Consider the following 14884-nt stretch of genomic DNA (forward strand, 5'->3'; position numbering starts at 1 on the left):
CGACGTGAGAGTGCCGATGCTGGTGAGCACGCTGGCCGTGTCTGCCGCCACCGTGCTCAGTCTCCTGACCGGCACGGCGGCGAGCGCCGTCCAGCCTCCCGTCGTCCACGCCTCCGGAGTGCAGCCGAGCGCGACGAAACCGCCCGTGACGCCGCAGCCGGTTGCGGCATACTTCGCGGACGGCCTCATCCCGAGGCTCATCGACCTCTACGGCTCCGGAAACGGGGTGACGACGGGGATCGATTTCGATGCGACCACCCTGGTCGGTCCCATCTCACGCGTCATGGAATGGACTCCGGACTTCCTCGCCGGGCATCCGTCCAGCGACCCCACGCGCCTCACGAACAACTGGGTTGCACCGGTGAGCCTTCGCGGCGACCTGATCGGGCTCGCCACGGTCTGGATCAACCCGGCGGATGACCAGCCGGAACTCGCCTCCTTCGATTCGGCGGCACTGGCCCAGAAGGTCGCCGCGGCGCCCAGGGGATCGATCCTCGTTCACGATCCGCCCAGAAACGCCTGGTTCGCCCTGTCGGAGGATTCGCTCATACCTCTCGTCCGGGGCACCTCCACCGTGAGCTCCCCCACGACACCGGAGGCATACCAGCAGATCATCGCCAATCCGACCTCCGAGGTGACACGAGGACCATCCGGAGTCGCCATCGCAGCGCTCGTGCTGGGAATCGTCATCCTCGGTGTCGCGGTGTTCGTACTCCTCCCGATCCGCAAGCGGACTCCGCGTGCCCGGGACAACGAGGGCGAAGACGAATTCGGTGAGGATGCCGAGGGCGATGACGCAGGGGCCGCCGGCGATCCGGATGCCGCATCCGGCAGCTGAGTTTGCGCGGCGAACATCCGATCACGTAGTCTTGTCGGAGCCAAAGACCGCTGGTTCGGCGTGCCCGTAACGGCACGCTGCGAAGGATCGTGAAAGCGAACGCCCGCGCAGGTGTGTGAAGTAGTCCTCCGAATCTCGGAATTCCTGCTCCGTGCGCGTGCGCCGGAGCTTTTTCTTTTGCCTCCTCGCCCAGTGGTCACCAACAAATGAGGAGTGCCATGGCGAACAAGGAAGCAGCGGTCGCCGAGCTCACGGATCTGTTCCGGAACTCGAACGCCGCCCTGCTCACCGAGTATCGCGGTCTCACCGTCGCTCAGCTCAAGCAGCTGCGCGTATCCATGGGTGAGCACGCAACATACGCCGTGGTGAAGAACACGCTGACCAAGATTGCGGCGAATGCCGCCGGCATCAGTTCGTTTGACGACGAACTCGCCGGCCCGTCCGCCATCGCCTTCGTGCACGGGGACACCGTCACCGTCGCCAAGGCTCTTCGTGACTTCGCCAAGGCCAACCCACTGCTCGTCATCAAGGGTGGTTACTTCGACGGTAACGCCCTGAGTGCAGCAGAGGTCACCAAGCTCGCCGATCTCGAAAGCCGGGAGGTGCTGCTGGCCAAGCTGGCCGGCGCCTTCAAGCAGTCGCTGTTCGGAGCGGCGTACCTGTTCAACGCACCGCTGTCGAAGGCCGTTCGCACGGTCGACGCGTTGCGCGCGAAGCAGGACGCCTGAGTCGAGACAACCTCCGCCGGGCAGGCTCGGCGGATCAGAACCACAACGTGAACAGAAGGAGAAAATCATGGCAAAGCTGACCACAGACCAGCTGCTCGACGCATTCAAGGAGCTCACGCTCATCGAGCTCAGCGAGTTCGTGAAGAAGTTCGAGGAGACCTTCGAGGTCACCGCCGCTGCGCCGGTTGCGGCCGCTGCTGCTCCCGCCGCCGGTGGCGCGGGTGCCGGTGCGGAAGAGGTCGAGGAGAAGGACTCGTTCGACGTCGTTCTCGAGGCCGCCGGCGACAAGAAGATCCAGGTCATCAAGGAGGTCCGCGCGCTCACGAGCCTCGGCCTCGGCGAGGCCAAGGCGCTCGTCGATGGCGCACCGAGCACCGTGCTCGAGGGTGCCAACAAGGAGAACGCGGACAAGGCGAAGGCCCAGCTCGAAGAGGCCGGCGCAACCGTCACGCTCAAGTAGTCGCGGGCGGGCTCCTGCCCGACACGATCGACGGCGCCGTCCCGATATCGGGGCGGCGCCGTCGCATGTGCTCTTCGGGGAGCGACGCGGAGCGCCCCGTAACCACGAGGAGCGCTCCGCGCCTATACCGTCTCAGCCGGGAAACTCGGGATCAGGGACGAGAAGCCCGACTGTCAATTCCGGGACATACGACGGTATGACATCCCGGGACCATGGGTAAGGGGGCAACTACCGATTCAAGCACAGCGCGCCACCCCAGGGGGTGGTGAGAGCGGGTTAAGCCGGGGTGATCTTGCCCGTGAGACCGAGCTCGCGTGTGCGGCGGACGGCCTCCTTGCGGTTGCTGGCTTCCAGTTTCCGGTAGATGCTTCGCACGTGGGTTTTGACGGTGTTCGTCGAGATGTACAACTCCGCAGCGATCTCCCCGAGCGTCTTGTCGAGGTGCAGGTGCTGGGCGATGTCCTTCTCGCGCTCGCTCAGGGACTCCGTCGGTCGATACGGCACGCCGCCGAGTCCTGCACGAAGGTCGGCGAGTATCGAGTGCACGACGGGCGGCTGGGGTCGATCCTCGGCTCGCGCGAGCATCCGCTGCATCGTCGGCCCGGGCACGAGCGTGAACGGTGTACGGATCTGCGTGCGGGCGACGAGCAGGAGCGCCCGGTCCGTGGCGACATCGGCGGCGATCGGATTGCCCAGGTCGTAGTGGGCGGCAGCGGTCAGCAGCAGGACATCGATGAGCGTGCGCGGCGAGTGGTGCTCGCGCAGGCTCTCGCAGTCGCGAAGCGCGGAGAGGCAGCCGACGCTGTCTCCCGCCTTGAACCGGATGCCGGCGATGAAGCGGGCGGGGCAGTTGGCGTGGTTCTGGGTCGGTTCGACTCGTTCGATGACGGCGACTGCCTCGTCCAGCTCACCGAGATGCATGAGCAGAGTGCCGCGCATGCCATCGCACAGGGTGCGCACCACGACGCGGCCCGTCCATCCGCGGCTCAGCCGGAGTGCCATCTCGAGATGATCGAGCCCCTGGACGTGACCGCCGTCGATGATGGCGATCGATGCCACGGCGTAGTGGGCAAGCGGTCCCCAATCGGTGCGCTCAGCGACCGCGGCGACCCTCCTCGCGACCACATTCGCCGCGGTGACGTGGTTGCGCTCCACGGCGATGAGCAACTCGGCGATCGAACCGAGTACGCCGAACTGGCTGTCGATGACCTCCTCGGGCGCCACATCCGCCACGCGGGCGAGATAGCGCTCAGCCTCCGGGAATTCACCGCGGGTGTAGGAGACGAAGGCGAGCGCAGACAGGCACTCGACGACTTCGGGTAAGGCGAGGATGCCGACGCCGAGCCCCAGGCAGAGCCGGAGTCGATCGTGGGCGAGATCGTAGTCGCCCCCGTGGATGGCAACCATTCCCTGTTGCAGCGCCGCACTGGCCTGGCTCGCGACGCGCGTCTGCGGCGCGAGGGTGAGGTCGTCCTCCAGGAGCGCCCACGCCGATTCGAGCGATTCGATGGCTTCGGCGAACCTCCCCAGAGACCGCAGGGCCGCCGCGTGCTGGATCCGCAGCTCCGCGACGGTGTCGACGGTTGTCGTGCCGGATGCCGCTACAAGCGCATCCGCCGTGCGGAAGTATGGAAGGGCGGCCGACCGGCTGGGGGAGCCGATCGACCGAAAGCTCGCGCCCATGGCCGTGAGAATTCTCGGATCCGAAGCCCAGGACTCCGCGGGAAGGCTTTCGATCACCGACCTGAGCGCTGCACCGTCCAGGGGCGCCCACATCCGCCATCCGGAGGACACGACCTCCACCGCGCCGGGGATGTCGCCCGCGGTGAGTGCGGCGGCGACCTCGACCGCTGCCGCCTCGAACGACTTCGTGTGCTGCACTGGACCCCCGACGCTCACTTCTGCTCACTCCGGTGCGCTCGGTGATCGCCCGGCGTTCCCCCTGGGTGTTCCCGATTCACGGGCCGAGGGCACAGGTGAGATTCCGATCGCAGGCATGCGCCATCGCGCAATGACCCTGACCTTGAGACTAGTTGCCCGAGACCACCGTGTCCACCAAAATGCGGACAAACCTTTGCCTGATCTACGGCCTTTCCCGTGAGGCACGTCGTGACTTTGTACCCCGATCCTCCGATGCCGGGGCTGTGGTGCTGCCGCGCACCGCCAGGGAGACCGGCATGGTCCTGCGCAGTTCCCTGGGAGCCTCGCCCTGGTCGGTTCCCGCGAGCGTCTCGAGGATGATGGATGCCGCGGTCGAGCCCTGGCGCGACGGGTACTGTTCGAACGTCGTGAGCCCGAACATGGGAGCGAGCGAGTGGCCGTCGATGCCGACGACGGACAGCTGCGACGGAATCTGGATGCCGAGTTGCCGCGCCGCGACGATGACCCCGACCGCGACCTCGTCGCAGCCCGCGACGATGGCCGTCGGTCGCTGCCGCGGATCGGCGAGAACCTTGAGCGCCCCTTCGTATCCGCCGGGGATGTCGAAGGGCACTGCCCGGAAGTTGTCGTCCGAGTCGAGCCCGGCGGCGGACATCGCGAGCCGGAACCCGGAGAGCCGTTGCGCGTGGACCCGGAAATCCATCTGCTCGTCGAGGTCGCCACCCAGGTGCATGATCTTCCGGTGCCCGAGGTTGATGAGCAGCTCCGTCGCCATCCGCGCCACGTCGACGTCGTCGATGTTGACAGTGGGGATGCCCTCGATGGGGCCGCCGAGGCCCACGATGGGCTTTCCGAGCGAGCGGAGCTGGTCGACCTCCCGGGCCGTCAGCTCGATGCCGATCGCGATGACCGCGTCGACGCGCTTGCGCACGAGGAAGTAGTCGAAGACCCGCCGACGCTGTTCCGCATCCGGGCTCAGGCGATACAGCGTGAGGTCGTATCCGGAACTGATGAGGGCGGATTCGATCCCGTCGAGCACCTCGGCGAAGAACCAGCGGTTGATGAACGGGATGACGACGCCGACGTTCCTCGTCTGCCCCGTGACGAGGCTTGCAGCGTTCGACGACACGACGAATCCGAGATCCGCTGCCGCCTGGACGACGCGCTCACGGGTCGCATCCGAGACATATCCGCGTCCGCTGAGCGCTCGGCTCGCCGTCGATTTCGAGACACCGGCGAGGCGCGCGACGTCTCCGATTGCGCTCACACGGCACCTCCTCTGGGGCTCGGTGCACAGCATATCCAGATTGCCGACGATATGGAACCGGTTCCACACTGGAGCGCTCTCATTTCGATGGCCGGTGCGAAGAAGCAACCGCGTCCGCTGGCGACAAACCGGCTGGTGTGACCGAAACGTTAGCAGTCCGGCCCAGTTTTGCGCTTGCAGTGCGTTCGCTATGTGCCGTACCTTGTGACATGGAACCGGTTCCCGACGGAGGGCACGATTGGCCGTCAGGGGGCACGACCGCACACCACTGAACCCGCGGGTCCTCATACTTCACCCGACGGGATGACCTCACTGAGGAGGGAAGTACATGAGTTCCACCTTGCACAGACGGCTCACGGCTCCACTGGCGGTACTGGCGGTATCGAGCCTGGCCCTGGTCGGCTGCTCCGCCGGCGGCCCGGGCGGCGGGGATACCCACGGCCCCGGCGATGCCGGAAAGGCGGATGGCGTCGTCACCATCTACGGCACCATCTCCGACACCGAAGCCGAACTTCTCCAGCAGTCCTGGGCGGACTGGGAGAAGGCCAACAACATCGAGATCAAGTACGAAGCGAGCAAGGAGTTCGAGACCCAGATCAGCATCCGGGCCCAGGGCGGAAACGCTCCGGACATCGCGATCTTCCCGCAGCCGGGACTTCTGGGCGACCTCGCCTCGCGCGACCTCATCCAGCCGGCCCCCGACGAGGTCAAGGCCAACGTCGAGAAGTACTGGTCGAAGGACTGGGCCAACTACGGCACCACCGACGGCGTCCTGTACGGCGCACCGCTCATGGCGAGCGTCAAGGGCTTCATCTGGTACTCGCCGAAGCAGTTCGCCGACAACGGTTGGACCGTTCCGACGACGTGGCAGGAGCTCCTCGACCTCACGCAGAAGATGCGCGACAAGCTCGGCACTGCGCCGTGGTGCGCCGGATTCGGTTCCGACGCCGCCACCGGATGGCCGGGCACCGACTGGATCGAAGACCTCGTGCTTCGCCAGGCCGGCCCGGAGACCTACGACAAGTGGGTCAGCCACGACGTGAAGTTCTCCGACCCTGCGATCAAGGCCGCGTTCGACTCACTGGGCAAGATCCTGCTGAACCCGGACTACGTGAACGCCGGATTCGGTGACGTCAAGTCGATCAACGCGACGCCGTTCGGCGATGTCGCCCGCGCCATGGGCAACGGAACCTGCTCGCTCACCCACCAGGCATCGTTCTTCGACGGGTTCCTCACGGACCCGAAGAACGGCAACGCCACGGTCGGTCCCGACAAGGACATCTGGGCCTTCATGACCCCGTCCGTCGAGGCCGGCGGCAACGCGGTGACCGGTGGTGGCGAGATCGTCGCGGCGTTCTCCAACGACGCCGACACGATCAAGGTGCAGCAGTACCTGTCGAGCCCGGAGTGGGCGAACAGCCGGGTGAAGCTCGGCGGCGTCATCAGCGCGAACAACGGCCTTGACCCGGCCAACGCGTCGAGCCCGATCCTGTCGGAGGCCATCAAGATCCTTCAGGACCCGAAGACGACGTTCCGCTTCGACGCCTCCGACCTCATGCCGGGGGTTGTCGGCGCGGGTTCGTTCTGGACCGGAATGGTCGACTGGATCAACGGAAAGTCGGTGGATGAGGTTCTCACCACCATCGACGGATCGTGGCCATCCAGCTAGTAACCGGTTGACGGTGGGGCCGACGGAGACGTCGGCCCCACTGTTCCCCCGTCGCGGGCCACTGGTACGCTCGCGGAACACCCCATAGAGTCCGACGACGCACTCGAAAGGTTGCCCATGTCACAGTTCCTCGGCTGGATCGCAACGCTGCCCGCCTGGTTGCAGATCATTCTCGTCATCGCAGCGTTCCTCGCGGTCATCGGGCTTCTCCTGTTCTTCATCGAGATCGCACCCCGCACCGGAAGGCGCTACACGGCGGTCCGGCTCGCGGTCTGCGTGCTCGTTCCCCTCATCGCGATGCTCATTCTCGGTTCCGTCATCTGGGCCGCACTCATCGCAGCCGTGCTCGGCGGCCTCTTCTTCCTTCTGGACTACCGATCCAGACAGGGTGCCGGATACCTGTTCCAGCTGGTCGGATTCCTGGCACCGGCGGTCATCCTCCTCGCCATCGGCCTCATCTACCCGACGATCGGGACGACGATCCAGGCGTTCCAGGACAACCGGAGCAGGAACTTCGTCGGGTTGGACAACTTCATCTGGATCTTCACCCAGCCGTACGGCATCCGCGTCGTCGTCAACACGATCGTCTGGGTCCTCATCGTCCCGACGCTCTCCACCATCTTCGGCCTCGCCTACGCGGCGTTCATCGACAAGTCGCGCGGGGAGAAGATCTTCAAGGCGCTCGTCTTCATGCCCATGGCCATCTCGTTCGTCGGTGCGAGCATCATCTGGAAGTTCGTCTACGACGCGAAACCTGTCGGCCAGGAGCAGATCGGCCTGCTCAACCAGATCGTGGTCTGGTTCGGAGGGGAGCCGGTGTACTGGCTGCAGAACTCGCCGTGGAACACGTTCTTCCTCATCGTCGTCCTCATCTGGATCCAGACCGGATTCGCGATGGTCATCCTCTCCGCGGCGATCAAGGGCGTGCCCGCCGAGCAGCTCGAGGCCGCAGAACTCGACGGAACGAACGCCTGGCAGCGATTCATGAACGTGACGGTTCCGGGCATCCGCAGTTCGCTCATCGTCGTCCTCACCACGATCTCCATCGCGTCGCTCAAGGTCTTCGACATCGTGCGGACGATGACGGCGGGAACGAATGAGACGAGCGTCATCGCAAACGAGATGTACACGCAGTGGAAGGGCTTCGAAACCGGGCGGAGCGCGGCGTTCGCCGTCGTGCTGTTCCTGCTCGTGATGCCGATCATCATCTACAACGCGAGACAGATCAAGAAGCAGAGGGAGATCCGATGAGCGCCGTCACCCCCATCGACCTGCCCATCGACCGGTCGACCGAGAAGCAACTCGCCCGTGGGGAGGCGAAGATCGAAGGGTCGACTGCGGCCAGGCGCACCAAGCGGCGTCTGACGAGCAGATCCGCGACGATCGCCGCACTCATCATCGCGATCCTGTGGACGACGCCGACGCTCGGGCTTCTGATCTCGTCCCTGCGCCCGGCCAAGGAGGTCGCCACCACCGGCTGGTGGACGATCTTCTCCAACTGGGGGTTCACGTTCGACAACTACGTGCAGGTACTCGCAGCGGGCAACACCCAGCTCACGATGAGCGAAGCATTCCTGAACTCGATCGCCATCACGCTGCCGGCGACGGTCATCCCGCTCGTCATCGCATCCCTCGCCGCCTATGCGTTCGCGTGGATCGACTTCAAGGGCAAGGACTGGGTCTTCATCGGGGTGTTCGCGCTCCAGATCGTTCCGCTGCAGATGGCACTCGTGCCGTTGCTCAGCCTGTTCTCGCGCGGAATCACGATCGGCGGAGTCCAGTTGTTCAGCGGCCTGAACCAGGGCACGTCCTACTCGCAGGTGTGGATCGCGCACACCATCTTCGCCCTGCCGCTCGCGATCTTCCTGCTCCACAACTTTGTCTCGGAGATTCCGCGCGAGCTGATCGAGGCGGCGCGGGTGGATGGGGCCGGCCACGGGCAGATCTTCTTCCGGATCATCCTTCCGCTCACGATGCCGGCGATCGCCGCCTTCGGCATCTTCCAATTCCTGTGGGTGTGGAACGACCTGCTCGTCGCACTCGTGTTCGCCGACGGCACCGTCGCCCCGATCACGAAGCTCCTGGCGGAGGTCACCGGTAAGTACGGCCAGGAATGGCACCTGCTCACGGCCGGGGCGTTCATCGCCATCGTCATCCCGCTCGTCGTGTTCTTCGCCCTCCAGCGCTACTTCGTGCGCGGATTGCTCGCGGGTTCGACGAAGGGGTAACAAGCCGACCGGACCCGGCGAAACCGTCTGAACCGTGCGTGGTAAGGGTGCGTTCTCGCCGGGTCCGGTCTTTTCCATGCAGAACTTGTGTCGGCTCTCGACGGATGCTCAAAGCGGGCTGAGAGCGACCTATGAGTACCTGAAAGTCCGGCCGCTCGGCTTGAGCGAATAACTTAGCAAGCCTAACGTTGTGCCCACTATCACCAACCGATTGTCTGCCACAGCGACGAGACACCACAGCGCCCGAGACACCAACCGGCGAAGGACGGGACTCTCCCGCCCGTGTGATTCGACTCCCTAGAAGGAGGAGACATGCGGTTGCCAAGTCAACATAGATCCCTTGCCGCGCTCGCCGTGGCCGTCGTCGCCGGAGTGACGCTCGCCGGCTGTAGTTCAGGCGGCGCGACGCCCGGGACATCGTCGCCGCCGAAAGCGGACCTCTCCGGGGTCACTCTCAACGTCGCAGCCGACTGGTCGGGAGCGGAGCAGGCGAACTTCGAGAAGGTCCTCGCACAGTTCGAGAGCGACACCGGGGCGAAGGTCAACTACACCAGCTACGGAAGCAACGTTGCGACGACCCTGAACACGAAGATCGCCGGAGGGGACCCGCCGGATGTCGCGGTCATCCCGCAGCCGGGGCTTCTGACATCCCTCGCGAAGGCCGGAAGCCTCATCCCGCTCTCCGCAGACACGCTCGCCACGGTCAAGAAGTACTACTCGCAGGACTGGGTGGACCTCGGTTCGGTCGACGGCAAGACCTACGGCGTGTGGTTCAAGGGCTCGAACAAGTCCACCGTCTGGTACAACACGAAGGTCTACGACAACGCGGGTGCGACAGTCCCCAAGACCTGGGATGACTTCGTCGCCGCTCTGCAGAAGGTCTCCGACTCCGGCGTTCCCGGCCTGTCCATCGGGGCGGATGTCGGCTGGCCGCTGACCGACTGGTTCGAGAACGTGTACCTCAGGACGGCGGGTCCGGAGAAGTACGACCAGCTCACCCAGCACACGATCCCGTGGACCGATCCGTCCGTGATCGACGCGCTCACCATCCTGTCGAAGCTGTGGAGCAACAAGGCACTCATCGAGCCGGGTGGAGCGCAGCGGACGTTCGGCGATTCCGTCACCGAGGTGTTCGGCAACCCGCCGAAGGCGGGCACCGTCTACGAGGGGGACTTCGTGGCCGGCAACATCACCTCGCAGACCAAGTCGGTCATCGGAACGGATGCGAAGTTCTTCGACTTCCCTTCGATCAATGGCTCAGGGCCGGCGGTGGTCGGCGGCGGTAACGCTGCCGTCCAGCTGAAGGACAACAAGGGCGCCGCGGCGCTCATGGCCTACCTGGCGAGCCCTGAGGCGGCCACGATCTGGGTGAAGCTCGGCGGATTCACGTCGCCGAACAACGGCGTCGACATGTCGGCGTACCCGGATGACACCTCGCAGCAGATCGCCGCAGCGCTCGTCAACGCGAAGACGTTCCGTTTCGACATGTCCGACCAGGCACCGAGTGCGTTCGGAGGCACTGCGGGTTCGGGCGAGTGGAAGATCCTGTTGGACTTCTACTCCAACCCGACCGACATCCAGGGCACCGCGAAAGCGCTGGAGGCTGCCGCCACGGCTGACTACAAGTAGCCGACGGGTTCGGACATCGTGTCCACAGCAACGGTGCCGGCCAGGGCACCGAAGCGGGGAGGGGTCACGGTTGCTGCTTCAGGCAGCAACCGGCCCTCCCGCTCCCGCGCCCGACGATCGCTCCTGACGGCGATCATCTTCCTCGCGCCCGCGCTGTTCCTGCTGGGTGTTCTCATCGGATATCCGGTGGTCTATTCGGTGTGGCGCTCGCTGTTCGATGCGAGCGGGGACAACTTCGTCGGGGGTGCGAACTACGCCACGATGTTCACCGACCCCGCGACGTTCGTCGCCATCCGCAACAACGTCATCTGGGTGATCGTTGCGCCCATCACCTGCACCGTCCTCGGGCTGATCTTCGCGGTGCTCATGAACCGCATCCGCTGGGCGACGGCGTTCAAGCTCATCATCTTCATGCCGATGGCGATCTCGATGGTCGCCTCCGGCGTCATCTTCCGCACCCTGTTCCAGGAGAATCCGGATCTGGGCGCCGTCAACGCGGGCCTCGTCTCGGTGCACAGCGCCTTCTCGGGCGGCTCGGCCTACCCGGGCGCCCGGCCACGCGACGATTCGGGACTGGAAGGCACCGGAGGATCGATCCGGTCGAGCACGTCGGTGCCCACCGGCGGCAGCCAGAACTTCCCGCTCGTCGGCATCCTCGGCTCGACGCTGCCGGCCGGCGCGACGGATGCCGTGGAGGCTCCCACCGCGAAGCCGACCGACATCTCCGGCACGGTGTGGCTCGATTTCGTGAAGGGCGGCGGCGGGACGAACGGCCAGGTCGGCGACGGCAAGAAGGGCCTGCCCGGCGTCACCGTCGACGCGATCGACGCGTCGGGAGCGGTCGTCGCATCCGCCACCACCGCGAACGACGGCACGTACGACATCACGGGCCTCGCGAGCGGCAGCTACCGGGTGGGGCTGCCGGCAACGAACTTCGCCGCGGCATACTCCGGGGTCTCCTGGCTCGGCCCGACGCTCGTGACGGCGGTCATCATCCTCGCCTACGTGTGGATCTGGGCGGGATTCTCGATGGTCATGATCGCCTCCGGCCTCTCGGCCATGGACATCTCCCTGCAGGAGGCGGCCCGCATCGACGGCGCGAACGAGTGGCAGGTGTTCCGGCGCATCACGGCTCCGCTGCTGTCCCCCGTGCTCATCGTCGTGTTCATCACCCTCATCATCAACGTGCTCAAGATCTTCGACCTCGTCTATGTCATCCCGCCCGGTTCCTCGCTGCCGGATGCCACGGTCATCGCCGTGCAGCTGTGGACGGTTTCGTTCGGCGGCGGCAACGACCAGGGTCTCGGAAGCGCCCTGGCCATCTTCCTGCTGATTCTCGTCCTGCCGTTCATGATCATCAATGTCCGGCGATTCCGGATGGAGCGCGAACAGTGACCGTGGACCTGGGCATCGTGAAGGCGAAGCGCTCCGTCGCCGGGCGCATCCTCGACTTCTTCGGCAAGGGCGTCATGAACGTCGTCCTCATCATCGTCGCCGTGTTCTGGCTCGTACCGACGATCGGGCTCTTCCTCTCCTCCCTTCGCTCGAGCACCGACAACAGCCAGAGCGGATGGTGGACCGTGTTCACCCGACCGGCACAGCTCACGATCGAGAACTACACGAACCTGCTCGGCAACTCGCAGTTCATGGGCTCGTTCCTGAACACGATCGAGATCACGGTCCCCGCAACGATCCTCGTGGTCGTCATCGGGTCGCTGGCCGGGTACGCGTTCGCGTGGATCCGGTTCCCCGGGCGGGACTGGCTGCTCGTCGTCGTGATCGTCCTGCTCGCCGTGCCGCTTCAGGTCTCGCTCATCCCGATCGCCCGGCTGTACGGCAGCATCGGGCTGTTCGGATCCATCCTGGGCGTCATCCTGTTCCACACCGCGTACGGGCTGCCGTTCGCGATCTTCCTGCTGCGGAACTTCTTCACCCAGATCCCGGGGGAGATGCTGGAGGCGGCGCGCATCGACGGGGCGAGCGAGTGGCGGATCTTCGCCCGCATCATCCTGCCCCTCGGCCTGCCGGCCATCGCGAGTCTCAGCATCTTCCAGTTCCTGTGGACATGGAACGACATGCTCGTCGCCCTGATCTTCACGAATGCGACATCGCAGCCGGTGACGGTGGCCATCCAGAGCCAGTTGCGGCAGTTCGGCGCCAACATCGACATCCTCTCGGCGGGCGCCTTCCTGTCCATGATCATCCCGCTCATCGTGTTCTTCGCGTTCCAGCGGTTCTTCGTCTCCGCGCTCCTCGCCGGCTCCACGAAATAGCCTGCTGAACCCTCGGGGAGGTGACAAGGCACAATGAGGGGATGAGCGGAATGCGCGGCGGCGGCAGAAGTCGCATCAGCAGCGGGGATGTCGATGTGCAGCGGGCGGCCAACGCGGCCGCACCGAAGGTGGACGGCCTGTTCCGACGTATCACCGAACTGTTCATCCCGCATCGAACGGCCCTCATCACGACGGGCATCCTCGTCGTCATCGGAGCCGCGCTGTCCGTCCTGCCACCGCTGCTCACCCAGCAGGCCTTCGACCACGGTCTGTTCCCCGCCGGCGGCCCGAACCTCCCGGTGCTGGGCGGCATCGTCGCGCTCATGGTCGCCATCTATCTCACGTCCGGTGCGCTCGGAGTCTGGCAGACCTGGCTCACCTCCACGGTCGGCAACAGGGTCATGGGCTCGCTGCGCGTCAAACTCTTCGACCACCTGCAGCGCATGGAGCTCGCCTTCTTCACGCGGACGAAGACGGGCATCATCCAGTCCCGGCTGCAGAACGATGTCGGTGGCGTCTCCGGCGTTCTGACGAACACCGTCTCGAGCGTGCTCGGCAACACCGTGACGGTCATCGCCGCCTTCATCGCGATGGTTCTGCTCTCCTGGCAGCTCACGTTCGTGGCGCTCGTCCTCATGCCGATCCTCGTCGTCGCCCAGCGCCGGGTCGGCCAGGTGCGGGCACGCATCGCGACGAAGACGCAGGAGTCGCTGAGCGAGCTCACCGCGATCACGCAGGAGACGCTCTCGGTGTCCGGCATCCTGCTGGCGAAGAGTTTCAACCAGCAGCCGGCCGAGGTGGCGCGCTACCAGGGCGAGAACGACAACCAGGTGCGCCTGCAGGTGCGCCTGCAGATGAGCGGCCAGTGGTTCTTCGCGATGGTGCAGATCTTCCTCGCGATCATCCCGGCCATCATCTACCTGTGCGCCGCGTGGCTCATCCTCGGCGACGTGCCGGTCACCGCGGGAACGATCGTCGCGTTCACGACCGTGCAGGCGCGGCTCATGTTCCCGCTGCTCGGCCTCATGCGCGTCGCACTCGATCTTCAGACATCCGGTGCGCTCTTCGCCCGCATCTTCGAGTACCTTGACCTGAAGCCGGCCATCGTCGACGCTCCGGATGCCCGTTCGGTTCCGGCGGGAGGCACACTGGGAACGGTCGAGTTCGATCGGGTGGTGTTCGGATATCCGGACGCATCCGGCGAGGCGAACCCGACCCTCAGGGACGTCTCGTTCACGATTCGGCCCGGCCAGTTCGCCGCTTTCGTCGGGCCGTCGGGGGCCGGCAAGACGACGATCTCCTACCTCATCCCCCGCTTCCACGACGCGACATCCGGAACGGTCAGGTTCGCCGGCGACGACGTTCGCGAACTTCAGCAGGAGTCGTTGCTCGAGAACATCGGGATCGTGAGCCAGGAGACCTACCTCTTCCACGCGACGATCGGCGACAACCTCCGCTATGCGAGGCCGGATGCCACGGCGGCGCAACTGGAGCAGGCATGCCGGGCGGCGAACATCCACGACACGATCGCCTCGTTCCCGGATGGCTACGACACGGTCGTCGGCGAGCGGGGTTACCGCCTGAGCGGCGGGGAGAAGCAGCGCATCGCGATCGCGCGCGTGCTGCTGAAGGACCCGGCCGTGCTCATCCTCGATGAGGCGACGAGCGCCCTCGACTCGATCTCCGAGCGCGTCGTCCAGCAGGCCCTGGATGCCGCATCCAGAGGCCGCACGACGATCGCGATCGCGCACCGCATGTCGACGATCGTGGCCGCGGATGTCATCTTCGTACTCGAGGCGGGGCGCATCGTGGAACGGGGAACGCACGCGGAACTCATGGCCGCCGGTGGTGCGTACGCGCGGTTGTATCGCGAGCAGGTGGATGTGCACTGAAGCAGTTTCTTCCCGCCAC

At 65.5% G+C, this 14884-nt stretch carries 12 protein-coding genes; 10 read left to right on the forward strand and 2 right to left on the reverse strand.

Annotated elements, in window-relative coordinates:
- The first annotated feature begins 4 nt into the window (after positions 1 to 4).
- From BKA04_RS08495 to rplL, 3 genes are all read left to right on the forward strand, one after another.
- Positions 5 to 838, forward strand: coding sequence for a hypothetical protein (locus BKA04_RS08495; RefSeq protein WP_134542274.1), 834 nt, complete (start codon positions 5 to 7; stop codon positions 836 to 838).
- A 218-nt stretch (positions 839 to 1056) separates the two neighbouring features.
- On the forward strand, positions 1057 to 1566 hold the full coding sequence (gene rplJ, locus BKA04_RS08500) for a 50S ribosomal protein L10 (protein WP_104096028.1): 510 nt from the start codon (positions 1057 to 1059) through the stop codon (positions 1564 to 1566).
- Between the two features lie 67 nt (positions 1567 to 1633).
- Entirely contained in the window at positions 1634 to 2026 is a 393-nt protein-coding gene (gene rplL / locus BKA04_RS08505) for a 50S ribosomal protein L7/L12 (RefSeq protein ID WP_104096029.1), read from the forward strand.
- Positions 2027 to 2302: 276 nt separating this feature from the next.
- Here rplL and BKA04_RS12285 read toward each other — a convergent pair whose 3' ends face one another.
- Positions 2303 to 3925: a helix-turn-helix transcriptional regulator gene (locus BKA04_RS12285; RefSeq protein ID WP_134542275.1), complete on the reverse strand. Its 1623-nt coding sequence runs from the start codon at positions 3923 to 3925 to the stop codon at positions 2303 to 2305.
- 184 nt (positions 3926 to 4109) lie between these two features.
- Positions 4110 to 5174, reverse strand: a complete 1065-nt coding sequence (locus BKA04_RS08515) for a LacI family DNA-binding transcriptional regulator (RefSeq protein ID WP_104096031.1) — start codon at positions 5172 to 5174, stop codon at positions 4110 to 4112.
- A 328-nt stretch (positions 5175 to 5502) separates the two neighbouring features.
- Between BKA04_RS08515 and BKA04_RS08520 the strand changes: the two genes are divergently transcribed.
- The 7 genes from BKA04_RS08520 to BKA04_RS08550 all read left to right on the forward strand — a co-directional run bounded on the left by BKA04_RS08520 (position 5503) and on the right by BKA04_RS08550 (position 14865).
- Complete coding sequence (locus BKA04_RS08520) at positions 5503 to 6843, forward strand: ABC transporter substrate-binding protein (protein WP_104096032.1); 1341 nt, start codon at positions 5503 to 5505, stop codon at positions 6841 to 6843.
- 117 nt (positions 6844 to 6960) lie between these two features.
- A complete protein-coding gene (locus BKA04_RS08525; RefSeq protein ID WP_104096033.1) occupies positions 6961 to 8094 on the forward strand; it encodes a carbohydrate ABC transporter permease in 1134 nt (377 codons plus the stop codon).
- A complete protein-coding gene (locus tag BKA04_RS08530; protein ID WP_104096034.1) occupies positions 8091 to 9071 on the forward strand; it encodes a carbohydrate ABC transporter permease in 981 nt (326 codons plus the stop codon). The genes BKA04_RS08525 and BKA04_RS08530 overlap by 4 nt, the downstream gene beginning before the upstream one ends.
- 312 nt (positions 9072 to 9383) lie before the next feature.
- On the forward strand, positions 9384 to 10700 hold the full coding sequence (locus BKA04_RS08535) for an ABC transporter substrate-binding protein (protein WP_104096035.1): 1317 nt from the start codon (positions 9384 to 9386) through the stop codon (positions 10698 to 10700).
- A gap of 18 nt (positions 10701 to 10718) precedes the next feature.
- Positions 10719 to 12095, forward strand: a complete 1377-nt coding sequence (locus BKA04_RS08540; RefSeq protein ID WP_104096036.1) for an ABC transporter permease — start codon at positions 10719 to 10721, stop codon at positions 12093 to 12095.
- Complete coding sequence (locus BKA04_RS08545; protein WP_232842012.1) at positions 12092 to 12973, forward strand: carbohydrate ABC transporter permease; 882 nt, start codon at positions 12092 to 12094, stop codon at positions 12971 to 12973. Before BKA04_RS08540 ends, BKA04_RS08545 begins: the two co-directional genes overlap by 4 nt.
- Before the next feature lie 41 nt (positions 12974 to 13014).
- Complete coding sequence (locus tag BKA04_RS08550) at positions 13015 to 14865, forward strand: ABC transporter ATP-binding protein (RefSeq protein WP_104096037.1); 1851 nt, start codon at positions 13015 to 13017, stop codon at positions 14863 to 14865.
- Positions 14866 to 14884 lie beyond the last annotated feature (19 nt).

The sequence above is a fragment of the Terrimesophilobacter mesophilus genome (assembly GCF_014200375.1).
Lineage (GTDB): Bacteria > Actinomycetota > Actinomycetes > Actinomycetales > Microbacteriaceae > Terrimesophilobacter > Terrimesophilobacter mesophilus.